Annotated in this window: 24 protein-coding genes; 1 reads left to right on the top strand and 23 read right to left on the bottom strand. The window is 65.1% G+C overall.

The genetic code is table 11. The annotated features are described in order from the left end of the window. Positions 1-792: a flagellar biosynthetic protein FliR gene (gene fliR / locus ACCQ06_RS11215; protein WP_228325200.1), complete on the bottom strand. Its 792-nt coding sequence runs from the start codon at positions 790-792 to the stop codon at positions 1-3. 13 nt (positions 793-805) lie between these two features. Next, positions 806-1075: a flagellar biosynthetic protein FliQ gene (locus tag ACCQ06_RS11220; RefSeq protein WP_005996207.1), complete on the bottom strand. Its 270-nt coding sequence runs from the start codon at positions 1073-1075 to the stop codon at positions 806-808. A gap of 67 nt (positions 1076-1142) precedes the next feature. Between ACCQ06_RS11220 and ACCQ06_RS11225 the strand changes: the two genes are divergently transcribed. Further along, positions 1143-1721 (top strand): hypothetical protein, encoded by a 579-nt coding sequence (locus tag ACCQ06_RS11225; protein ID WP_372365914.1) that lies wholly within the window; start codon positions 1143-1145, stop codon positions 1719-1721. A 343-nt stretch (positions 1722-2064) separates the two neighbouring features. On the opposite strand, the gene fliP is transcribed toward ACCQ06_RS11225, so the two are convergent. The 21 genes from fliP to ACCQ06_RS11330 all read right to left on the bottom strand — a co-directional run bounded on the left by fliP (position 2065) and on the right by ACCQ06_RS11330 (position 22814). After that, a complete protein-coding gene (fliP, locus tag ACCQ06_RS11230; protein WP_228325199.1) occupies positions 2065-2907 on the bottom strand; it encodes a flagellar type III secretion system pore protein FliP in 843 nt (280 codons plus the stop codon). Position 2908: 1 nt separating this feature from the next. Further along, the gene (gene fliO, locus ACCQ06_RS11235) at positions 2909-3316 is read right to left on the bottom strand and encodes a flagellar biosynthetic protein FliO (protein ID WP_104616695.1); all 408 of its coding nucleotides are present in this window, start codon (positions 3314-3316) and stop codon (positions 2909-2911) included. Further along, positions 3313-3651 (bottom strand): flagellar motor switch protein FliN, encoded by a 339-nt coding sequence (gene fliN / locus ACCQ06_RS11240; protein ID WP_104616694.1) that lies wholly within the window; start codon positions 3649-3651, stop codon positions 3313-3315. Before fliN ends, fliO begins: the two co-directional genes overlap by 4 nt. Continuing rightward, positions 3648-4661 carry a flagellar motor switch protein FliM gene (fliM, locus tag ACCQ06_RS11245; RefSeq protein WP_005996003.1) on the bottom strand — a complete coding sequence of 338 codons (1014 nt, stop codon included), beginning with the start codon at positions 4659-4661 and terminating at the stop codon, positions 3648-3650. Before fliM ends, fliN begins: the two co-directional genes overlap by 4 nt. 9 nt (positions 4662-4670) lie before the next feature. After that, entirely contained in the window at positions 4671-5213 is a 543-nt protein-coding gene (locus tag ACCQ06_RS11250; RefSeq protein WP_211287726.1) for a flagellar basal body-associated FliL family protein, read from the bottom strand. A 165-nt stretch (positions 5214-5378) separates the two neighbouring features. Next, positions 5379-6650, bottom strand: coding sequence for a flagellar hook-length control protein FliK (locus ACCQ06_RS11255; RefSeq protein WP_316692447.1), 1272 nt, complete (start codon positions 6648-6650; stop codon positions 5379-5381). Beyond that, complete coding sequence (fliJ, locus tag ACCQ06_RS11260; protein ID WP_316692448.1) at positions 6647-7102, bottom strand: flagellar export protein FliJ; 456 nt, start codon at positions 7100-7102, stop codon at positions 6647-6649. The genes ACCQ06_RS11255 and fliJ overlap by 4 nt, the downstream gene beginning before the upstream one ends. A 3-nt stretch (positions 7103-7105) precedes the next feature. After that, positions 7106-8482, bottom strand: a complete 1377-nt coding sequence (fliI, locus tag ACCQ06_RS11265) for a flagellar protein export ATPase FliI (RefSeq protein ID WP_005997126.1) — start codon at positions 8480-8482, stop codon at positions 7106-7108. Beyond that, the gene (locus tag ACCQ06_RS11270) at positions 8479-9099 is read right to left on the bottom strand and encodes a FliH/SctL family protein (RefSeq protein WP_055854509.1); all 621 of its coding nucleotides are present in this window, start codon (positions 9097-9099) and stop codon (positions 8479-8481) included. The genes fliI and ACCQ06_RS11270 overlap by 4 nt, the downstream gene beginning before the upstream one ends. Next, positions 9096-10085, bottom strand: coding sequence for a flagellar motor switch protein FliG (gene fliG, locus ACCQ06_RS11275; protein WP_055854507.1), 990 nt, complete (start codon positions 10083-10085; stop codon positions 9096-9098). The genes ACCQ06_RS11270 and fliG overlap by 4 nt, the downstream gene beginning before the upstream one ends. A gap of 10 nt (positions 10086-10095) precedes the next feature. Then, entirely contained in the window at positions 10096-11820 is a 1725-nt protein-coding gene (gene fliF, locus ACCQ06_RS11280; RefSeq protein ID WP_228325195.1) for a flagellar basal-body MS-ring/collar protein FliF, read from the bottom strand. 13 nt (positions 11821-11833) lie between these two features. Further along, positions 11834-12205, bottom strand: coding sequence for a flagellar hook-basal body complex protein FliE (gene fliE / locus ACCQ06_RS11285; RefSeq protein ID WP_170068689.1), 372 nt, complete (start codon positions 12203-12205; stop codon positions 11834-11836). A gap of 361 nt (positions 12206-12566) precedes the next feature. Next, on the bottom strand, positions 12567-16064 hold the full coding sequence (locus ACCQ06_RS11290) for a glycosyltransferase (RefSeq protein ID WP_316692579.1): 3498 nt from the start codon (positions 16062-16064) through the stop codon (positions 12567-12569). A 172-nt stretch (positions 16065-16236) separates the two neighbouring features. Further along, positions 16237-17187 carry a hypothetical protein gene (locus tag ACCQ06_RS11295; RefSeq protein ID WP_316692449.1) on the bottom strand — a complete coding sequence of 317 codons (951 nt, stop codon included), beginning with the start codon at positions 17185-17187 and terminating at the stop codon, positions 16237-16239. 1 nt (position 17188) lies between these two features. Then, positions 17189-17848 carry a class I SAM-dependent methyltransferase gene (locus tag ACCQ06_RS11300; protein WP_316692450.1) on the bottom strand — a complete coding sequence of 220 codons (660 nt, stop codon included), beginning with the start codon at positions 17846-17848 and terminating at the stop codon, positions 17189-17191. Between the two features lie 18 nt (positions 17849-17866). Then, positions 17867-18490: an LbetaH domain-containing protein gene (locus ACCQ06_RS11305; RefSeq protein ID WP_055854493.1), complete on the bottom strand. Its 624-nt coding sequence runs from the start codon at positions 18488-18490 to the stop codon at positions 17867-17869. Beyond that, on the bottom strand, positions 18480-19625 hold the full coding sequence (locus ACCQ06_RS11310; RefSeq protein WP_316692451.1) for an aromatic ring-hydroxylating oxygenase subunit alpha: 1146 nt from the start codon (positions 19623-19625) through the stop codon (positions 18480-18482). The genes ACCQ06_RS11305 and ACCQ06_RS11310 overlap by 11 nt, the downstream gene beginning before the upstream one ends. A gap of 12 nt (positions 19626-19637) precedes the next feature. Then, positions 19638-20282, bottom strand: a complete 645-nt coding sequence (locus tag ACCQ06_RS11315) for a NeuD/PglB/VioB family sugar acetyltransferase (RefSeq protein WP_316692452.1) — start codon at positions 20280-20282, stop codon at positions 19638-19640. After that, positions 20279-21016 carry an SDR family NAD(P)-dependent oxidoreductase gene (locus ACCQ06_RS11320; RefSeq protein WP_316692453.1) on the bottom strand — a complete coding sequence of 246 codons (738 nt, stop codon included), beginning with the start codon at positions 21014-21016 and terminating at the stop codon, positions 20279-20281. The genes ACCQ06_RS11315 and ACCQ06_RS11320 overlap by 4 nt, the downstream gene beginning before the upstream one ends. Further along, positions 21013-21777, bottom strand: coding sequence for an SDR family NAD(P)-dependent oxidoreductase (locus ACCQ06_RS11325; RefSeq protein WP_316692454.1), 765 nt, complete (start codon positions 21775-21777; stop codon positions 21013-21015). Before ACCQ06_RS11325 ends, ACCQ06_RS11320 begins: the two co-directional genes overlap by 4 nt. After that, positions 21774-22814, bottom strand: coding sequence for a ketoacyl-ACP synthase III (locus ACCQ06_RS11330; protein ID WP_316692455.1), 1041 nt, complete (start codon positions 22812-22814; stop codon positions 21774-21776). The genes ACCQ06_RS11325 and ACCQ06_RS11330 overlap by 4 nt, the downstream gene beginning before the upstream one ends. Position 22815 lies beyond the last annotated feature (1 nt).

The following is a 22815-nucleotide window of genomic DNA, read 5'->3' on the forward strand; positions in this document are numbered from 1 at the left end:
TTAGCCCGTCAGTTCTCTGGCGGAATCGAAAGCGGTATCGAACATGCGCTGCACCGGTGGCGCGAACTCGCTTGCGAAGCTGGACAGCAGGAACAGCCCCAGTAAGACCGTCAACGGCAAGCCAAGTTGCATCGGGTTCAATGCCGGCGCCGCCTTGGCCAACGCACCGAACGCCAGGTTGACCGCCAGCATCGCCACCATCATCGGCAAGGCCAGGGTCAGCCCGCCGCGCATGATCTGCAGGAACAAGGTGGGCGCCACCTCCGCGAACGCGCGGGCATCGGGAATGGCCGTGCCGATCGGCAGCGCCTTGTAGCTGTCCACCAACAGCGAAATCACCGCCAGATGCCCGTTGGCCGCAAAGAACAGCAAGCCGAAACCGATGTAGAACCACTGCGCGATCACGCCGGAGGTCACCCCGCGCATCGGGTCGGACATCTGCGCAAACGACAGGCCGGTGGACTGCGACACCAACTCGCCGGCCAGCGCACCGGCCTCGAAGATCAGCTTCAACATGAAGCCCATGCTGGCGCCCACGGCCAGCTCACGCGCAATGCTCAGCACTGCCTGCGCCGTAAAACCATCCCACTCCGGCACCGGCGGCAGGATCGGCGCCAGCACCATCGACAAGGTCCCGGCCAGCATCACCCGCACCCGCGCGGGCACCGCACGCGTGCCGATCAACGGCATGGCCGTGAGCAAGGCTCCTGTGCGCAGCATGGTCCACATGATCGCCCCGACCATCGCAAACGCGCGCTGGCCGTCGATCACCATCTGGGTAGCGGAATCCATCCGGTCTGGTCCGCTAGCCGATCAAATGCGGAATGCGCTGGAACAGCGCAATGGTGAACTCCACCAGATGCCCCAGCAGCATGCTGCCGGTGGCAAACAGGGTCGCGGTCAACGCCACCGCCTTGGCGACGAAGCCGATGGTGGGCTCATTCAATTGGGTGGCGGCCTGCACCACGCCAATGACCACACCGACGATCAATACCGCCAGCAACATCGGTCCGGCAATCCACAGGACGGTGACCAGGCCACCACGTAATTCAGTCAGGGCGATTTCAGGGCTCATGGGGAGTGCTGATGCAAGTGCGGTGCCAAAGGGTGGGGATTGGGGATTTGGAATTTGGGATTGGTAGGTGAGCGGCGATCTGACTTACCTCGTGTTGCACTGTCTGTCGCTGTCGCTGTCGCTGTCGCTGTCGCTGTCGCTGTCGCTGTCGCTGTCGCTGTCGCTGTCGCTGTCGCTGTCGCTGTCGCTGTCGCTGTGGACGTTGGCTTGGCTTGGCTTGGTTTTGGCTATGGTTTTGAGCTTCGCCTTCGCCTTCGCCTTCGCCTTCGTCTTTTGCCGTTGGCTTCCCATCCCCCATACCGCAGCGGCAAGCCGGGTAGATACAACCCGCAGGGCGGCGCGCATGGATGCGCGACGTTTTTGTAAGGGACATGGACGTCCCTTACAAAAATTTCTACCTGGCTTGCTTCCCCGGAGCGCCTTGGCGCGGAGGGGCGCGAGGACGGGGGTGTGTTTCTTTGGTTACTTTCTTTGCACAAGCAAAGAAAGTAACTCGACCCCCGAAGGGGGCCGAAAGCTCTGCAGTTGCTTGTGCCTGCGGCTGCGGCTGCACTTCGCACTTGCTATGAAGCTCGAAGGTGAAGTCAGGGGCTTTCACGCCCTACGGGCGCGAGTCACTTTTCTTTGCTTGTGCAAAGAAAAGTAACCAAAAGAAAGCACACCCCGTCCTCGCGCCTTCCGCGCTACGCGCTCCAGGTCCGCATGCCATCCGGGAATTTTTCAAAGGGACGTCCATGTCCCTTTGAAAAACGTCGCGCATCCATGCGCGCCGCCCCTGCGGGGTTTGCCCCGGATGGCCTGCCGCTGCGGTATGGGGCCCCGGAGAAGCTGGAAGCCAGAGCGAAATACAAAGACAAAGCAAAAAGGCGGAAGGCGGAAGGCAGAAAGCGGCGCAGATGCTTGAGTGATACAGCTGTGCTGTGCCGACGTTTCAACAAAACTCAGTCAGCTGGGGGGACTGCTACCGCACGCGCAAAGCGCGCCCACACCTATGACGCATTAAAGCTTGCAGCCAGCGTCCCCACCACCAACACCCACCCATCCACCAGCACGAACAACAGAATCTTGAACGGCGCAGAGATCAACATCGGCGACAGCATCATCATGCCCATCGACATCAACACGCTCGCCACCACCAGATCGATGATCACGAACGGGATGAAGATCAAAAACCCGATCTCGAACGCCGTCTTCAGCTCGCTGGTGACAAACGACGCCACCAACACCGGGAACGGCACCGCGTCCGGGCCGGCGTACTTGCCGTCGCCGGCCATGCCCGCGAAGGTCATCAGATCGGTCTCACGGATCTGCGCCAGCATGAACGCGCGCAACGGCTGGGTGGTCAGGGTCCAGGCGGTGGAAAAATCGATCTGGTTGTTGAGGTACGGCTGCAGACCGGCGCCCCACATCTTTTGCCACACCGGCATCATCACCAAGGCGGTCAGGAACATCGCCAGGCCCAGCAGCACCTGATTGGACGGGGTCTGTCCGGTGCCCAATGCCTGGCGTAGCAGGCCCAGCACGATGGTGATGCGGGTAAAGGCAGTGAGCACCAGCAGCATCGACGGCAGCAGCGTGATCGCCGTCATCAGCAGCAAGGTTTGCAGCGGCAGGCTCACCGGCTGGTCGCCGATGCGGCCGACGCTGACGTTCGGCAGGTTTGGCAGCTGATTGGAGCCGGGCGGCACCGCCGGTGCGGCAGCGGGCGCGGCGGCCTGGGCCATCGACGGCAACGCGGCCGGTGTGGCGGCGGCCAGCAGCGGGCAGCTCATCACCAGCAGGATCAGGATCAGGCGCAGGCTGCGCCCCCAGCGATTCCAACAACTGAACATGTCACGGGTCCTTGCGCAGCTTCTGAGCGAGCAGCTGGGCGAAATTGGGGAGTTGCTTGAAATTGGGCAGGGTGGGTGCAGGCGTGGGCGGCAGCGGTTCGGGCAAGGTGTGCAAGGTGCTGATGCCGCCGGCGGTGACACCCAGCAGCAGCTGCTGGCCGTTCACCTCCACCACCACCACGCGTTCCTTGGCACCTACCGCCAGGCTGGTCACCACGCGCAAGCCCTCGCTGTTGCGGAAACCGCTGCCGGGCAGGCGCTTGAGCAACCAGCCCAGGCCGACGATCAGCGCGAGCACCAACAGCAATGCAAAGACCGCGCCAAACAGGCTGGGCGAGGACGGCGCGTGCGCGCCGACCTGGGTGGCCTTGGCCGCGACGGGCGCGGCGGCAGCCAGCAGGCCGATCACCGCAGCCTCCGGATCCGTTCGCTGGGGCTGACCACGTCGGTCAGGCGGATGCCGAAGCGGTCGTTGATCACCACCACTTCGCCATGCGCGATCAGGGTGCCGTTGACGTACACGTCCAGCGGTTCGCCGGCGCCGCGTTCCAGTTCCACCACCGAGCCCTGGTTGAGCTGCAGCAGGTTGCGGATCGGGATGCGGGCGCGGCCCACTTCCAGCGACAGCGTCACCGGCACGTCCAGGATGACGTCCAGATTGAGGTCGGTGGCGTTGTTGTCGTGCTCGGCCTGCAGGTTGTCGAACGTGGCGGGCGCGGCGTCGAGGATGTCGGAGTTCATCATTTGCTGGGGTCCTGGGATGGAACGGCACGCGGGGCTTGCACGCCGGGCGGGCGGACGGCGGTGATCTTCACGGCGTTGTTGCCGTTGGAGACCCCGAATTCGCCGGTGAACATGGGAATTTCTTCCACGCACAGCGGTACCTGTGCGGGCAGATCGATCGGCAGGATGTCGCCGACCTTCAAACCGGTGAGCTGGCGCAGGCTCATGCGCTTGCTGGCCAGCACGCTCGACAGCGTTACCTCGGCAGTGTTGAGCTGCTCGCGCAGCATCACGTTCCAGGAGTCGTCGCGGTCGTTGCGGTCGCTCTGGATGCCGGCATCGAGCAGCTCGCGGATCGGTTCCAGCATCGAATACGGCAGGGTGATGTGGATCTCGCCGCCGCCGCCTTCCAGCTCCACATGGAAGCGACACACCACCACGTACTCGCGCGGGGTGACGATGTTGGCGAAGTGCGGGTTGATCTCGGAGTTGATGTACTCGAAGTCCACCTCCATCACCGGCGCCCAGGCTTCCTTCAGATCGGCAAAGGTCTGCTTGAGCATCAGCTGGATCACGCGCATCTCGGTGGCGGTGAATTCGCGGCCTTCGATCCGGGTGTGGAAGCGGCCATCGCCACCGAAGAAGTTATCCACCACGGTGAACACCAGCGTGGGTTCGAACACGATCAGGCCGGTGCCGCGCAACGGTTTGAAGCGGATCAGGTTGAGGTTGGTCGGCACGTACAGCGAGTGCATGTACTCGTTGAACTTGACCAGATCGATGCCGCGCACCGACAGGTCGGCCGAGCGCCGGATCAGGTTGAACAGGCCGATGCGCCACAGCCGCGCAAAGCGCTCGTTGACCATCTCCAGGGTCGGCATGCGCCCACGGATGATGCGGTCCTGGCTGGACAGATCGTATTGCCGCGCCTCGCCTGGCAACGGCTCCGGCTCGGTATTGACCGCTCCGGAATCCACGCCATGCAGCAGGGCATCGATCTCGTCCTGGGAAAGCAGATCACTGACGCTCATGGGCAGGCCTTACTGGGTAACGAAACTGGTGAACAGCAATTCTTCGACGCACTTCTTGCCGGTTTCGCTGGTCATGACCTTTTGCGCTTCGGTCAGCGCGGCCTTCTGCAGCTTCTGCTTGCCGGGCAGATCGGCCACATCGGCGGCCTTGGTCTGCGACAGCAGCATCAACAGGTGCGCGCGGATGGCCGGCGCGTTTTCGGTGATGAGCTTGAGTTCTTCCGGGTCGCGGGTGACCAGCTGCACTTCGACCTGCAGGTACTGCGGGCCGTCGCCGGGGTCGGCCAGATTCACCACGATCGCCGGGTCCATCGGGAAGTACTGCGCCGGTTTGGGCACTTCGGCCACCTTGGGCGCGTCATGCTTGCCGCCTTTTTCATCGCCCTTGTGGCCGAGAAAGAACCACGCGCCGCCGCCGGCCGCGGCCAGCACGACCACGCCGATGGCGATCAGCAGAAGAGGCTTCTTGCCGCCTTTCTTCTTTTCTTCTTTCTCTTCGGTCTTTTCAGGTTTCTTGGCCGCTGCCACGTTCTGCTCCAGGGGAAGGCTCATCCCATGGATGCAATTGGCATGCCAAAACCGCGACGGTTTCCTGGCACAGCCTGCACGCGCGCGCAAAAACCCCCGCGAGCGTTGCGCTGCGCGGGGGAAAGGGTGTTCGCAACGTCAGCGCGACCTGCGTTTTTGCGTGGCGCCAGGCTGCCCCGGCGCGGCGGCTCAGGCGTAGGCGTCCAGCAATCCACGCTGGCGTAACACCACCGACGGAATTCCGACGGGCGGGCTGTCGTCCAGGGTGAGGCCGTTGCCATCGCGCCCACCGCCGTTGCGGTTGCCGGTCTGGTTCTGTTGTTGCTGGCTGACATCGGCCTGGCCCAGCTGGAAACCGTTTTGGCCGAGCATTTCGCGCAGCCGCGGCAGGCTCTGTTCCAGGGCCTGACGGGTATCGGCGTTGGCAGCGGTGAAGCTGGCGTTGACCTTGTCGCCGTCCAGATGCAGGCGCACCTCGACCGGGCCCATCTCGTTCGGGGTGACCTTGATGTGCGCGTGGCCGATCTTCTGGTCGGCCAGCCAGCTCAGGCGGGCGCCGATGGCATCGTCGAAGGTGTCGCTGCCCATCTCCGGGGTCGGGGTGGGCGAGGCGGCGAAGATCGGCGCCGGGTCCTGCAGCCGGGTGAGCGTGGGCGCGGCGGTCGGCAACACGAACGCCGGGGCATCCGGCGCGTCCGTTGCTGCGGTGTCGTCGGCCGGCTCCAATGCCTTGACCGCCATGCTCATCAACGCAGCGGCCTGCGCGTCGCCGCTCACCGCGGTGGTCGAGGTGGGCTTGGCGCCTGCGGCGGCAGCCGGCGCGAGTGCGCCCAGGGCGGGCAGGGCGCTCGTGGCGGTTGCGGCAGCCGTGGCTGTGGTGGCGTCGGTCGGCAGTGCGGTCGCGGTCGGCGTGGCGCCGGCCGCATTGGCCACACTGGTGGCCAGCGCTGCGGCAGCGGCGGCGAGCACATCGCCGCCCGGGACCGCCTGGGCCAGCAGGTTCATGCCAAAACCGCCCAGCCCCGCGGGCGGCCAGCCGGCTTCGGTGGCCGTGGCGGCCTCGGTGGGGGCGTCCTTGCTGTCCTTGCTGGCGGTTGCGCTCTTGTCGGTTGCGGTGGCGGCATTGCTGTCCTTGGCCGCCGGTTCCTTGGCGGGCTGGGCAGACTTGGCATCGCCGTCCTGGGCACGCGGGCGCTTGGTCGCATCGCTCGGCGCGTCATCGCCTTGCTCGTCGTCGGCGCCGTTGTTGTCGGGCTGGCTGGATTTGGCCGCGGGCTGCTTGGCCGGTACGCGCTCGGGCGCCTGCTGCGGGGCGTGATTGGGCGTGTTGGCCGGATTGAGCATGCGCGCAAACTGGTCCTGCGCCGGGTCCTGCTCGGACGACGGGTCGCTGTAGCTGGACTTCTTGCCGGTGCTGGCAAGCGCGCCAAGGCCGGCGGCAAACGCGGACAGGGGGTTCATACGGAGTCTCCGTGAGTATCTTCGGCCCGCGCCAGGCGCGAGCGGCGTGCGCCCAGATCGTCCATCTCGCGCTGGTCGCGACGTTCGATCACCTTGTTTTCCTGGGCGCGGTAGCTGGCGGCCAGTTGCTCCAGCACCTGCTTTTCGCGGCTGGCCAGCAGCAGTCGGGTGCGCTCGGATTCGACCTTGGCGATATTGCTTTCCACGGTCTGGGCCTGTTGCAGCACGGCGCTGTCGAGCCGGTCCAGGAAGGCGCGGCGGTTGCTCAGCGCCACCGCACTGGTGCCGGCCATCTGGCTGTTGGCGTATTCCTCGGCGTAGCGGCGCAGTTCTTCCAGGCGCGACTGATGGGTCTCCAGGGTGCGCTGACGCTCGGCCAGATCGCGGGCGACCTTGTCTTCCTGTTCCTGTGCCCGCCGCAGCAGGGGATCGATTCGCTTGGACTGCATCATGGATTAATTCTCGGGTTCCACCAGCTGCTGCAGCGCGGACAGGCTGTCGCTCAGCAGCGATGCCTTGTGGACGTCCTGGCCAAGGAATTCGACGATCTCCGGCCAGCGCGCCAATGCTTCGTCGGTGGCCGGGTCGCTGCCGCGCTGGTAGGCGCCGATGGCGATCAGGTCGCGGTTGGCGGTGTAGGCAGAGAGCAGCCGCTTGAGCTTGCGGATACGCAGGCGCCAGGGTTCGTCGGCGATGTCCTGCACCACGCGGCTGACCGACGATTCCAGGTCGATGGCCGGGTACAGGCCGCTGTCGGCAACCCGACGCGACAACAGAATATGGCCGTCCAGAATGGCGCGGGCGGCGTCGGCGATCGGGTCCTGCGGGTCGTCGCCTTCGGTCAGCACGGTGTAGAACGCGGTAATCGAGCCGCGGCCCTTGGCGCCGTTGCCGGCACGTTCCACCAGCGCCGGCAATTTGGCGAACACCGACGGCGGGTAGCCGCGGGTGGTGGGCGGCTCGCCGACCGACAGGCCGATCTCGCGCTGCGCCTGGGCGAAGCGGGTCAGCGAATCCATCAGCAACAACACGTTCAAGCCCTGGTCGCGGAACCATTCGGCAATGGCAGTGGCGCGGTAGGCGCCATGCAGGCGCGCCAGCGGCGGGCGGTCGGCCGGGGCGGCCACGACCACGGCGCGGCGCAGGCCTTCTTCGCCCAGGGTGGTTTCGACGAAATCGCGCACTTCGCGGCCACGTTCGCCGATCAGGCCGACCACGATGACGTCGGCCGAGGTGAAGCGGGTCATCATGCCCAGCAGCGTCGATTTACCGACACCGGAGCCGGCGAACAGGCCCACGCGCTGACCACGGCCGATCGGTAGCATGGCGTTGATGGCGCGCACGCCCACATCCAGCGAGGTGGTGATGGGCTCGCGCGCCAGCGGGTTGATCGACATGCCGGCCATGCTGACGCTGCCTTCGCCGCGGATCGGGCCTTTGCCGTCCAGCGGGGTGCCATCGCTGTCGATGACGCGGCCGAGCAGGCCTTCGCCCACTTCCACGCCGCCGCGGCGCCGCGAAGGCACCACGCGGGCGTTGGGCAGCAGGCCGTGCAGTTCGGCGCTGGGCATCAGATAGGTACGTTCGCCGGCAAAGCCGACCACTTCGGCATCCACCCAGCCGCCATCGACTTCGACCTTGCAGGTGGCGCCCATCGGCGCTTCGCAGCCGGTGGCTTCCAGGGTCAGGCCGACGGCGCGGCGCAGGATGCCTTCGCGGATCAACGTGCGGCCGGCGGTTGGTTCCAGGCCGAGGGTGCCCAGGCGGGTGGCCAGGCGCAGATTGCGTGCATCCAGCCAATCGGCCGGGGTGGCGCCGAACAGGGCGCTCACAGGCCCGCTCCGGATTTGCGCATGACTGTCTCCAGCGCGGCCCGCAGGCGCGCTTCCAGGGTGCCGTCCACGCGTACGCTTTCGGCGTGCACGCGCAGGTCGCCGCGGCTCAGGCTCATGTCCGGGGCCACGCGGGTGGTGCTGCTGGGCGCCAGATGCGGCAGCAGCGCGGTGATGTCGTCCGGGTGCAGGCGCACTTCGACCTCGCGGCCGGCGCCGCCGACCGCATCCACGGCCTCGCCGACCAGGTCGGCCAGCAGTTGCGGTTCGACCTGGTAGGCACGCCCGACCAGCTGGCCGGCGATGCGCACGGCCAGCTCGCCGAGCGCGCCGACCACTTCGTTTTCCAGCCGCGCCAGCGGGCGGGTGAAGTTGTCCAGGATGCCGTCGATCTGCGCGGTCAAACGGCGCACCTCGGACTGGCCCTGGGCAAAGCCTTCGGCATGGCCGCGGGCAAAGCCTTCCTGCTGGGCGGCGTCTTCGATGGCCTGGATTTCTTCCAGGGTCGGCGGGCGCAGCACCGGCTCGTACACGGCCGGTTCGTCGAACTCCGGTTCCGGCGCGGCCAGGGCCATGTGCAGGTCGGGGGCCAGCCAGCGGGTGACCACGTCGTTCATACCATGGCCTCTGCACCGGCGCCGCCGAGGCTGATGGCGCCTTCGTCAGCCAGGCGGCGGACGATGGTGAGGATTTCCTTCTGCGCCGCTTCCACGTCGGCCAGGCGCACCGGGCCACGCGCTTCCATGTCTTCGATCAGGATCTCGGCAGCGCGCTGGGACATGTTGCGGGTGATCTTTTCGCGCACCTTGGTGTCGGCGCCGCGCAGGGCCAGGCCCAGGCGCTCGCCGGAGACTTCGCGCAGCAGCGTCTGCAGGCCGCGGTCGTCCAGATCCACCAGGTTGTCGAACACGAACATCAGGTCCTGGATCTTGCTGGCCAGGTCGGCGTCGATCTTGCCGATCTCGCCCAGCACGCCTTGCTCCGGGCCGGTGTCCAGGAAGTTGAGGATGTTGGCGGCCACCTTGATGCCGCCCACATTCGACGACTTCAGGTTCTGGTTGCCGGCAAATTGGCGCTCCATGATGTCGTTGAGCTCGCTCAGCGCATTCGGCGGGATGCCGTCCAGGGTGGCAATGCGCAGCAGCACGTCGGCGCGGGTGCGCTCGGGCAGCAGCTTCAGCGCCTCTGCGGCCTGGTCGCTATCCAGATGCGCCATCACGATGGCGATGATCTGCGGGTGTTCGTTGCGCACCAGGTCGGCGACCGCGCGCGGGTCCATCCATTTCAGGGTATCCAGGCCGGTGGTGTTGCGGCCCAGCAGGATGCGGTCGATCAGGCCGCCGGCCTTGTCGGCGCCCAGCGCCTGGATCAGCACGTTGCGGATGTAGTCGTCGGCACCCACGCCCAGCGAGGTCTTGCCGGCCAGTTCGCCGTTGAAGTCGTCCATCACCTTCTCGACCTGATCGCGCGAGATGCCGGTCATGGTGGCCATGGCGATGCCGATCTTCTGCACCTCCTTGGGGTCCATATGCTTGAGCACTTCGGCAGCGTCGCTTTCACCCAGCGACAGCAACAGCACGGCGGCGCGCTGCACTCCGGTCATCGGTTGTGTATCAGGCTTCACTGGCGACCCATCCCTTCACGACTTGTGCGACACGTTTTGAATCGGCTTTGACTGCTTCGCGCGCGACACGCATGCGCTCTTCGTAGGCGTCCGGCAGGGCGATCGGGATCTTCTTTTCCTGACCGATCTGCGCGGTGTCTTCTTCCAGGCCGGGCATCAGGTCGTCGTCTTCGTTGACCATCCGCACGTCGGCGTTCTGCGGAGTGCCATCGTTGCCGCCCTTGCGGTGTTTTTCCTTGACCGCGGTCACGCCGGTGAGTTGACGCAGGGTGGGGCGCACCACGCCGAACAGCAGCGCCAGCACCACCACCGCACCGACCAGCAGGCGCAGACCGTTCTGCACGCGCGGGTCTTCCCACCACTTGGGGCCTTCCTCGCCCGCAACCGCTTCCCGCACAAATGGGGCATTCATCACCGACACCGTGTCGCCACGTGCCGCGTCGAACCCCACTGCCTGCTTGACCAGGCCCTCGATGCGGGTGAGCTCGGCGGCAGTGAGCGGTTGCTCGACCATCTTGCCCTTGGCACCGGGGCGCGGGACGTTGTCCAGCAGCACCGCCACCGACACCCGCTTGATGCGGCCGGCCGGCTGACGGGTGTGTTGCAAGGTTCGGTCCAATTCGTAATTGCGGGTGGCGCTCTTGGAACTTTCGGTCGGCGCGGACGGGGCGGCGGCCTGGCCGTTGGCGGCGGCCGGGGTGCCCGGCGCACCGGCGACCGCCGGAGCCGGCGGCTGGCCGGGGCTGTTGCTGGTGGCGCCCGGAGGACCCTGCGGGCCGGTGGCGCTGGTGCTGCTGTCGCTGACCTGCTCGCTGCGCAGCTTGGCCGGCTCGCCGTTATAGAGTTCGCGAGCTTCTTCGACCACCGAGAAGTCCATATCCACGCTGACTTCCGGGTTGACCCGGCCCGGCCCTGTCATCGGTTCCAGCAATTCGCGGATGCGCTGGTTATAGGAGCTTTCCTGGCGACGCACCTGTTCGAACTGCGCGGCGTGCTGGGCGGCGTCGCTGTTGGGGTCGGCGATGGAGAGCATGCGGCCGCTCTGGTCGACCACGGTCACCCGCTCGGGCGTCATGTCCGGGATGCTGGACGCCACCAGATTGACGATGGCATCCACCTGGTTGCGCTCCAGGCCCTGGCCGCCGCGCAGCTCCAGCACCACCGAGGCGCTGGCGACGTCACGCTGACGGGTGAAGGCGCTGGGCTTGGGAATGGCCAGATGCACCCGCGCCTCGCGCACCGGGCGCAGGGTGCTGATGGTGCGCGAGAGTTCGGTTTCCAGCGCGTGCTGGTAGCGGGCGTTTTCCACGAACTGGCTGACGCCGAAGCCCGGGTCCTTTTCCATCAGCTCGAAACCGCCGCCGGTCTCTTTGCCGGTCAGGCCGGAGCCGGCCAGCTTCAGGCGCGCGTCGTACAGACGGTCCTGCGGCACCGAGATGGCGCCGGTGCCCTGGTCGATCTTGAACGGGATCTGCGCGGTGCGCAGCAGGTCGGCCGCCTCGGCGTTGCCCTTTTCGTCCAGGCCGGTGTACAGCGATTGATAGCCCGGTTTCTGCGACCAGAAGAACACCGCCAGGCCGGCACCCACCGCCAGGGCGATCATCGCCATCATGGTCAGCTTGCGGGTGATCTGCAGGCTGCGGACACGGTCGAACCACTGGCCCGCCTTTTCGGCGTTCTGGTTCATGTTTTCTTTGGTGATCGCGAGAGCCATGTGTCGTCAACCTTTACAGCGGCATGTTCATGACGTCCTGATAAGCCTGGACGAGACGGTTGCGGACTTCCACGGTGGCGCGGAAGGCCACCTGGGATTGCTGGGAGGCGACCATGACCCGTGCCAGATCGGCACTGGGGTCGCCCATTTCGAATGCTTTGGCCAGCGCGCCGGATTTCTGCTGGGCCTCGTTGACGCCGCCGATGGCGCCGCGCAAGGTCTCGCTGAAGCTGGGCGCCTGGGTTGCCGGCGTTCCCTGTGCGCCAGCCAGTCCCTGGATCTGATTGCCGCGCGCCGCATCGCCCACCGCACCCATCTGGCCTTGGCCCATCTGAGTCTGGTAGCTGCGGATCTGCGAAAGAATCGAGGTAACGGAGTCGCTCATGGGTGCGGTCAGCCAGGGAGGCATCCACACCAATGCAAGCGGCGTGCCGAAATCGCGCCGGGATTCCGGCACGGGGGTATTCCTGTCGCGCCTGTCGGCGGGAACGTTGCAGCGATATCGCCCCATCCGCCCTTCGGGCACCTTCCCCCGCAAGCGAGGGAAGGGAGTCGGTGGGCGACAAGGTGCAGTACAACCGACCAGTTGCGCGCAGCCAACCAGTCGCGTGCAGCCAGGCTTTCCCTTCTCCCGCTGGCGGGAGAAGGTGGCGCGCAGCGCCGGATGAGGGCACCACCGTCAATTCACACACAGCCACGCATCCGTTCTACCGCAAGCGGGAGAACGCTGAAGCAGCGTCCCCGCGCTAATCCGGCAACCACGCCTCCCGCCAACGCTCCAGATTGCTGCCGCTCAACATCCAGTCGCGCCGCACCACCTCACGCAAGGCCGCACCCTTGGCGCGCGCCGCGTCCGGGTCGGCCAAGTGCTCGCGGATGGCGCCGATCCAGTCGCGGTAGCGGTTTTTCACCAGCGTCACCGGCAGGTTGCCTTGGTAGCAACGCACGTCGCTGGCGATCACCGGATAACCGCAGGCGCCATATTCCAAGAGTCGCAGATTGCTTTTGCACGCGTTGAACAGGTTTTGCTCCACCGGTGCCAGCGCCAGATCCAGATCCAGCGCGGCCAGCGCGGCCGGGTAGTGATCGATCGGCACGCCCGGCTGGAACTGGTGCACGTGCTGGCGCAGCGCGTACGGGTACATTCCCATGAACACCCATTCGACCTCGTCGGCCAGTTCGCGCACCACGTCTGCGATCAGTTCCAGGTCGCCCGTATGACTGGCGCCGCCGGCCCAACCGATCCGCGGCTTGCCGCCGTGGCGGACGTTGCGTTCCGGCAACGCCGCCCACCAATGCGGCGGCAGGCGGTTTTCGGCTACGCGGATATCGCTGTGCAGCCCGGCAAACGCTTCGGCCAGTGCAGGCGTGGACACCACAAACCGGTCCACCAGGCCCAGCCCGCGCCTCACGGTCTTGAGAATGTCCTTGGGCATCTGCGCGCGATGGGTATTTTTCAGCGGCAGGTTGGGCAGGTAGTCGTCCAGCTCGTAGACCTTGAACGCACGCGACAACGCCTTCATGCGCCGCATCGCCTCCAGCCGCGCTTCGCCGACCTGACGTTGCAGGATGACTACGTCAGGATCCTGACGCGCCAGCTCGCTGATCTCCAGATAGCCGTTGAACAACACGCCCTCGGCCAGCCCGGCCTCGCGCAGGGCGCGCAGCGGTTGGATCACCCGGTAGTGTCCGCAGCCTTCGATATCGGCCGGTAGTGCGATCACGCTCGGTAGCGGCCGCCACGACTGCAACGGCCGCCAGCTGGCGCGCGGGTCGGCCAGCGCAAAGCCGGCGCCGGGGTCCAGCGAAAACCCCGGGTTGTAGGCGGGGTCGTTGGCCATCACCGGCAGCCAGCGCGCGTACATCGCCTCTTCGTCCAGCGCAGTGGTAGGCATCTGCTCCGGTGGGTCGATCAACAGCTGCGCGCGCGCGGCAAACACATTCAAGTACCCGGCCTGGTGCAGGCGCAGGCACAGGTCGACATCGCTCCACTGCGCCAGTGCCGGCTCCAGCGCAAAGCCGCCTGCGTCGATAAATAGCTGGCGCGGCAGCATCAGGCACTCGCCGCTCAAGGCGGTGTAGTTCTGATCCAGCTGCAGGCGCTGCAGATAGCCGGATTCGTCGAACGCACTGCCTTCGAACGCGCGCGCCACCGGTGCCCCCAAGCCCAGCAGCAGGCCGGCGTGATGCACGGTGCCGTCGCCGCGCAGCAACTTGCCCGCCACCGCGCCCACTTCCGGGCGGAGTGCGTGGTTGAGCAGTTGCTGCAGCCAATCGGCCTTCATCACCGCAGCGCCGGCCGACAGCCACAGCAGCACGTCCCCACGAGCATGCTCGGCGGCCGCGTTGCAGACCGCTTCACGCGCAGGCTCCGCGGCAAAGCGCAGCACGCGGATCTGCTGCATGCCCAGCGCTTCGATGCCGGCCAGCCAATCGCGCAGATCCGGGGAGCTGCTGGCGCGATCCAGCAGCAGCACTTCGTAATGCGGGTAGGTCGTGTTGGCCAGGATGCTTTCCAGGCAGCGCTGCACCTGCGGCAAACGGCCATCGACCAGCACCAGGATGCTGACCAGCGGCTGCTGGGTATGTTGGTAATCCACCGCATGCCGACCAGGGCCGGCACTGTGCACGCGCGCGTCCGCATACCCGCGCGCGGCCAGATGGCGGGCAATGGCATGTTGCTCGTCCGCATCGGTGTGCCGGGTCTGGGCCGCGGCAACCAACAAGGGTTCGGCGATGTGCTGCACGCAGGCCAGGCCGTAACGCTCGACCAGACCAAGCTGATAGCCGAGTTCGAAGGCCTGCCCAAGGTCTGCCGGAAAACCGCCGTCGGCCACCAGACTGCTGCGGCGGAACAGCCAGTGCCGCGACAGCGTGGACGGCGCGCTCAACAGCGCATCCAGATACAGCGCCGGCCGCAACGCCAGCCCAAGCTGCGCGGTGTCCAGCGCGACCACTTCGTCCGCATAGACCGCCTGACACTGCTCGGGCAGCCCGATCATGCCCAGCGCCAACATCGTCAGGCCGCTGGTCGTAAAGACACTACCGGCATCCACCAGCACCACCCAATCGACCTCCTGTTGCCTTGCAATGGCCTGGTTGAGTGCGGCCACCAGACCCGCGTCGTCAATCAGTACCGCACGCTCGCCGTGCTCGGCCAGCTGGTGCGGTGCGCTGCCGACCAACCAGGTCTGCTGATTTCGATAGCAGGCCACCGCATCGATACTGGCCTGGGTTGCGGCCACTGCGGCGGCATCGCCATCGCGGTCGATCAGCATCACCGCAATGCGTGGCCCGCCGGCATGCGCCAGCAGGCGGGCATCGATCAACGCGCGCTGCACATCGCTGGGATGGCGCACGCCCAGCCAGGTGGCCGGCGACACCCGCTCGGCCATGCCGGCGCTTTGCATCAACGCATTGACCAGGTCCACCGACTTGAACACCCGCGCCTTGTGTGGGCTGAGCGGCGCAACCCGCACCTGCCGGTTGTCGCTGGTCTCGCGCCGCCAACCCAGCTGGCGGATGCCCTGGCGCAGATCCTCGTGGCCCTGGTCGCCGATGCCGGGCTGATTACGACCTGCCTGGCTGAACTGCGCATTGGACACCCGAAAGTGCGTGAGCGGCCTGGACAGCAGCGCCAGGTTGCCGTGGCGCAGCAGCTTGACGTAGATCGCCAGGTCGCCGACCCAATGGATCGGCTTACCGTTCAACGACATCAAGTCAGTGCCCATAGCCAGCAGATCGGCGCGCCGACACAGCACGCAACTCGGCTCGCCGATGAAGTTGATGGTGTGGTCTGCCAGGAACGACACCAGCTCCGGTCCGTCGATCAACGCATCGTCGGCAAACGGAAAGCAGGTGGCCAGGATGTCCGGCAACGGCGCACCGTCGTCGTCGATGCGCAACCGACGCGACGATGCCATCGCCGTGCCTGGATTGCGCTCGATCGCCGCCACCAGCTGCTCAATACAGTCCGGCTCCAGCACATCGTCGTCGTGCAGGAATTTGACGTACTCGCCCTGTGCCAGCGCGATGCCCTCGAGAGTGCTGCCGAGTTCGCCTAGCCGCGACGGATTGCGGTGATAGCGGATCGGGAAGGGTGCGTCTGCCAGCCTGGGTTCCAGCAACGCCGCAATCGCGCCATCTCCGTTGTCGTCGCAGATCACCAGCTCCAACGCCGTGTAGGTCTGCGCCAGCACGCTATCCAGCGCCTGCGTGAAGTACGCAGGTTTGTAGGTCGGCATGACGATGCTGACGAGGGTGGTGGAGGTCATGCAGGGCGGACCGTGTTCGAGGATTGGATAACTAGGACTCGTAACATTTCGTCGGGGAGATTCGAAAACAGGGAGTCCAACGCGGCCGGCGTTCGGCAATAGGTGGCGGCCCACAGGGCATCTGGGTCCAGGCGCTTTTCTTTCAGTTCAGCAGCGCTGCGATCAGGTTGCCCGGATCGGTGTCTGGCTGACGTAGCAAGAGCCGGTGCGGGCGCGAATCAAGCGCGTGGCGAAGGGTATCCAGGTCCAGGATCGAACGTCGCATGAAAAACACCGAAGGGACGACGGCGCGCTCGGGGTGAAGAGAAGCGATCGCGTCGGCGGAACCGGACAAATAAACGGCGTCGGTCATCGCCTCGGCGACAGGCAGGCAGCCTAGGCTGCGCCGGTAGAATTCCAGCTGTGGCCCCAGCGCTTCGGCAGCAGCGGTCGACAACTCCACGTCCAATTCGGCGTCGGGCTCCTGGATTCGCCAACTCAGCAGCGCCTCCAGAAAGGGCAGTGGCGTGTCCAGCACATGTACGCGCTTGAGCGCACCATACGCGTACAGATCGCAGAGCAAGAAGCGCAGCTCGTCGTCCGGCGTCCGGTCGTCGTCGAAGGCAAGCATCTGGTCCCAATCGCAGCTCCTGGCGATCGCGTCCAACTGGATGGCGACTTGGTGCGAGCGCAGATCGGCGAAGCCGTTGCCGATGAGATGCGGTACGGGACAATCGCGCAGCCTGCGCAGGTCCGACGACGTGACGCCGGCGAGGGGAAAGCGCAACCGGTCCCCATGGTCCTGGTCCACTAGGTCTCTGATGAACTCGGCAACCCCCTGCGTTCGGATTCCCAGCGTGGCAAAGAAGTCCCGCAGATCGGCACCCAGCCGCACATCCGCCAGACCGGGGCGGTGGCACTCAAGGACAATGTCGTCCATGCGCACCACGCTGCGGGCGGCATCAAAGTCCAGCACCCTAATGCCGTCGAGGTCGTCCGGTATCTGGCGCGGGTAGATGATGCCGGACAGTTGCATCGCATTCAGTCGCAGAAATCGTTTGAAGAAGTTGAGCGCTGGGCTCTGCAGAGCCCAGCCGGCGGCGTAGATGCGCATGTCAGTGCTTCCGGAATTCGAAGAACATGGTGTCGCCGACTTCGACATCCCGTGGCTGGTCATTACCCATCTGGTGCGGATAGAACACTGCGGTCTTGCCATCCTTGAATCCGCAACATACGGTCGAGAATGCAGCGACTTCCTCCAGCCCATTCTCGCGAGCGAGCGCACGCACCTCCGCAGGAACGAAGTGGCGGTAGTGCCACTTGTAGCCCGTGTAGGGCATGACGTTTTCGTTGGGACAGGAAATGAAAAGCTGCCCGTCGCGCTTCAATGATTTCGTCAACACCCAGAAAAATGCTTCGTGATTCTTCACGTGTTCCATCGACTCCATACTCATGACGAAATCGAAACATCCATCGGGCAGATCGAAGGGGAACAACTTGGCCGCCCAGATGATGTTCGGCGCGTGGATCTTGCTCCCGGCGAAGGCGATGCTTTCTTCCGATCCGTCGATCGCGAGGATTGATGCCTGGGTTTGGCGCGCCACCAGCGCGGCGCCATAGCCGGAGCCGCAGAAGACGTCTGCGCCGAATAGCTGTCGGTCGCCACCGGCGAGGCGAGAAGCCGCGTAACGGTATCGCCACAAGTGGTCTCCGCCGACAAGGTTCGGGTCGAGGGTGTGGTATCGCTCGCCGCTTTTCAGCGCGTAGTCTTTCATCTTGCCGCCTCCAATGGATTACTGGCCATATACATGGATCGGTGCGTCGTAGCGCGGGTCGAACACGGTCCGGGCCGGGATATCGTGGGCATAGGCTTGCGGCCACCCCAGTTCGCAGCCGCGGCCGACTTTGATGCCGCGCTGGAGCACCGTGCCGGCACGGATAGTGCAATGGCTTTCCACCTCTACATGCGCGCATACCTGTACCCCGCCTTCTATCCAGCACGAGGGTTTGATACGAGTCCCGTGTCCTATCTGCACGCCTGCAAGGACCACGCTGTTGTAGCCGATCTGGCAGCCGTGTCCGATGACCGCATAGGGGCCGATGAAGGCGTTGGCAGCAATCGATGCGTTGCGCGCAACCAGTGCGGTCGGGTGCACGAACGGCTCCAGCCGCAGCCCGCGTTCCATCGCCGCGCGCATCAGCTCCATGCGTCTGAAGTTGCCGAAGCGCTCATCGAACGCCACGAACGCACCACGGTTGTCGCCATCGATGCGCTGAAGAGGTTCGATGTCGAACGTATGGTCCTCGCGCATGGGGATCTCCAGCCGCTGTAACGACTCGTCCGGCAGCGCCTGCTGCCAGGTGTCAACCACCACGTCCAGGAACGGGCCGGCGCCCACGATCCACCTAGATGCCATGATCGCTCTCCATTAACGTTGCGTACCAGCGTTCGACCAGCCGGTTGGTCGACTCGTAGGCGCCCTGGTATGGCACTGGCGCGTCGGCGTGCAGTGCAGCTTGCACCTGCTCCAAGATTTCCACGTCTTCGCCAACTACCAATTTGCTGCCGTGCATTTGCGCCAGCAGCACCTGGTGCGAGCCCGCATAGGGCTGAGTCTTGCGCGCCGTGAACCAGTAGATCTCCAGGTCGGTGCGGTCCGGCGCCACCGGGGTATGGTTCTCCAGCGTGAATGAGCGGCCGCCGTTGGCGCTGGCAATGTGCATGTTCGGGAACGCCAGCCAGTTGTAGTAGACGTCTTGATCGCCCCAACGCTGCACCTTGTCGTGCCAGCCGACGTGCTTGAGCTCGGGGAGCGGGGCGTCAGCGCCGCCACTACTGAACCGCGCCATCTCGCGGCGGAGGCCGGCTTGGCTGGTGTCGGCCAGCGGCTGCGAAGAGTCCTCCAGCAGCGCACGATCGATGCGCGGAATGAACTTGACCGTGCGCGCCAGGCTTTTTGGGTGAACGAATCGCGGATGGTTTGCATCGCGCAGGTTTTCGTAGGCCAGCTTCCAGTTATATCGGCCTTGCCAGGTGGTCACCATGACCTCGCTGTCGTAGATACTGGAACTGCTTTCTAGCGAGCGCAGAAATTCCGGCGTGAACTGCGCCTCTAGTGGCATTGGCGTGTCGTCGAGGTTGACGAACAGCAGATTGCCCACCTCGCGCAAAGCGAACTCGCGCAGCTTCAGACCATGACGTTCCTCATTGCCGAAGCCATAGAGGGCATCGCATTCGGGAATGTTCTCGACCCGACCGTCGGCGTCGTACTTCCATGCATGGTAAGGGCAGACCAGCGGACGCTTTCCCACCGCAGTGGTCTGCAGCAGCGCGCTGCGGTGCAGGCAGACGTTCTCGAACGCGCGAAGCCGGCCATGGAAGTTCTGGATCAACACCGGAATGCCGGCGAGCTTGCGTGTGATGAAACAGTTGTTATCAGGCAGCAGCATCTTAAGGCCGGCAAAGAGCCAGACCTTGCGGAAGATCTTGCGCTGTTCACGCTCGAAGATCTCCGTCGACAGGTAGTAGCTGGGGTGCATTCGCGATCGCATCGGCGGGCTTCCTCAGGAATCCTTGTGGTAAATGACTCGGGCAGGGTTGCCGAATACGCTGGCGCCTGTCGGCACGTCCTTCACCACGACCGCACCGGCGCCGACGACGGCGCTGTCGCCGATATGGATGCCGGGCAGGATGGTGGCATGTGGGTGCACGATGGCGTGCTTACCGATTCGCGCGCCGCCGCCGACGAAGGTCATCGCCCCGATCTGCGCGTAATCACCGACATGGACGTCGTGCCCGAGCATGGTATTGGCATGCACGTTGGCGAAGTCGCCCAGCCACACGTCGGGGCTGAGCTGTACGCGATGGCTCAGGAAGCAGCCCTGGCCGATGTGCACGCGGGGGCTCAGGAAGGCGCCGGTAATGATCGGAATGAATTGCGAGCCTTGCGCAAGCAACGGCTGCGCGTAGCGCTGGCGCGCATGCGGATCGCCGATCGCGCAGACGAAGCGTTCTTCGTCTCGCGGCTGATATGCGAGCGGGCTGCCGACAATGGTCAGGTCACAGTTCAGACCATCAAGTATCTGCGGCCGCGTGTCGAGAAAGCCGACCAGACGCCACTGCGTTCCGCAGGCCGGATCGCCCTGCATCTGCGCCAGGACCTCGCGACCCCATCCGCCGGCGCCAACAATCAAAACTGGATGAGTCATAGGATCGCGCCACCGTCCATAACCAGGCTGGTTCCAGTGACCCAGCGACTGGCGTCCGCTAGCAGGTAGACGGCTGCGTTGGCCACGTCTTGCGGCTCCCCTAGGCCCAGCGGATGCCGCGCCTTCTGCGCCTCAAGCTGGTCGGCGCCCCACATCGGCGTGGCCACGGCCGACGGGGAAATGCCGTTGACCCGGATTCTGCGCTTGGCCTGTTCCAGAGCCAGACACTTGATGATGCCGATAAGGCCAGCCTTCATCGCCGAATACGGCCCCACGCCGCGCGTGCCTAGGTGCGCGGCAGTGGACAGCATAAACACGATCGAGCCCTGCGGGGCGATGGCATTTGCTTGCAGCAGGCGCTGCGTCAGCATCACCGGAGCGAGAAAGTTGACCGTGTACATCTCGGTCATCGCCGCCTCGGTCAGTTGCCGGATCGGACAGTGCTTCTGCATGCCAGCGCAGTGCACCACGCCATGTACCGTCGCGCCGGCCGCAACTGCCAGTGTCTCGCGATCGGCGGCGCTGGTCAGGTCGCCGAGCACGCCAACGTGGCCCGTTCCCTGCAACTGCGCGTGGGTGTGTGCGAGGCGGTCTTTGTCGCGGCCAGCGAGAACGATACGGGCGCCTCGCTGTGCGCAGGCGATAGCGATCTGCCGACCCAGTCCCGACGACGCTCCCGTCACCAGGATTGTCTTGCCCTCGAGCGAAAACGCGTTGCGTGCGGACGTGTTCATGCGTAGATATCCATCGGCACGGTGAGGCCGCCGTCCACGACGAAATAGTTACGCGTAATCCAGCGGCTCGCATCGGCCAGCAGGAACGTGGTGGCGTAGGCGACGTCCTCCGGCTCGCCCATGCCAAGTGGTGTTAGTTCGAACAGCCCTTCCATGTTGCCGCCGCTACCCTGCAAGCCATCTAGCAGCGGCGTGCGCACGTAACCCGGGGCGATACAGTTGGCGCGAATGCCGCTTTTGGCAACTTCCTGCGCCAGCGATCTCACCATGCCGAGCAGGGCGCTCTTGCTGGCTGCGTAGGCGCTGCTCGCCATCGGCCCGATGTGCGAAGCGACCGAAGCGACGAACACCAGCGAGCCGTTCGCAGCGATTCGCTTCTTCGCCAGCAGGCCACGAGTCAGCAGCATCGGTGCGAATGTGTTGCTGGAAAAAATGTCGTCCAAATGCGTCCGATTGACCAGGCGCAGCGGAACTAGCCGGGAAATCCCGGCCGCGTGTGCAAGCCCGTCCAATACGCCGACGTCGGCGACCAAGCGATCGATGTCCTCCTGCCGGTCAAGGTCTGCCGCAATTGCCACGTGCCCGTCACCCGGCAACACCTCCAGGGTGGACGTTAGTCGCGCAAGGTCGCGTCCGCTGATCGCCAAATGGGCACCCAGTTCGGCGCAGGAAATAGCGATCTGGCGGCCGATACCCGAGGAGGCACCGGTGACGAGGATGCGTTTGCCGGCGAGCGAGAACGGGTCTGGGGCAATACTCACGATTCAATCACATCCGGAAAAACGGCTCCTTCGATGTCGAGCAGGCAAGTGCCCCACGACAGCCCGATGCCGAAGCCGCACAGCAGCACGCGCTTGGGGCCAGCTTCGAGTTCCTTGTTAATGCGCGCGCTCATGGTAACTGGTAGCGAAGCGCCGCTGGAGTTGCCGAAATCACGCAACGTGGAGGGCACCTTTTCCACCGGAAGGCCGAGCTTCTTGCGAATGGTCTCGTTGATCATCCGGTTGGCTTGATGGAACACAAAGTAATCGATCTCATCCTTGGAAACGCCGGTGTAGTCGAGCAGCTTCTGCACCGCCGGTGGAATACGTTGAGTGGAGAAGCTCAACACCGCCACGCCATCCAGGATCAGGTCGGTTGCGCGGCGCCAGGGGCCATCGGGTTCTTCGCGGAACGGAATCAGGTGCTGCATGGCAACCGGTTCGCGTTGACCACCCACCGGCAGGATGATGGCCTTGTAGCCGCTGCCATCGCTGTTGAGGTCGAAATACATCGGCGGCGCGTCGGCACTGAACTCCAGCGCGGTGGCGGTGCCGGAGTCGGAGAAGATTGGGTCTTCCAGATTGGCGCTGCGGTCGCCGACCAGCAGCAAACCCTTCTTGACGCCGCCGGCGGCGATCATCGAGCCGAGCAGGTTGATGCCGAACGGGTAGGCCGAGCAGCCCAGGTTGACGTCGAAGGCGACCGTGGCGTGCGAGAGCCCCAGCCGGTCCTGCAGGATGATTGCGGTGGCCGGAATTGGATAATCCGGCGATTGCGTCACCACAATCAGTGCGTCGATCTCTTCGCGCTTCCACTGCAGCTTGTCCAGCAGCACTTCCGTCGCATCGAAGGCCAGGTCCGAAAAGCACTGCCACTCCGAGGCCATGCGGCGCGTCTCGATGCCGATGTTGCGCACCAGGCGCTCGCGCTCGGAACGGATCTGCGGCCGGCAGTCGGTGAGGTTGGACACGACCCGCTTCGGCACGCAGGTCGCCATGCCGGCAAAGCGGACGTTGTGCAGCGTGGAGGTCGGCATG

Origin of the sequence: Xanthomonas sp. NCPPB 4467 (genome assembly GCF_041475665.2) — a bacterium.
GTDB classification, from domain to species: Bacteria; Pseudomonadota; Gammaproteobacteria; order Xanthomonadales; family Xanthomonadaceae; genus Xanthomonas; species Xanthomonas dyei.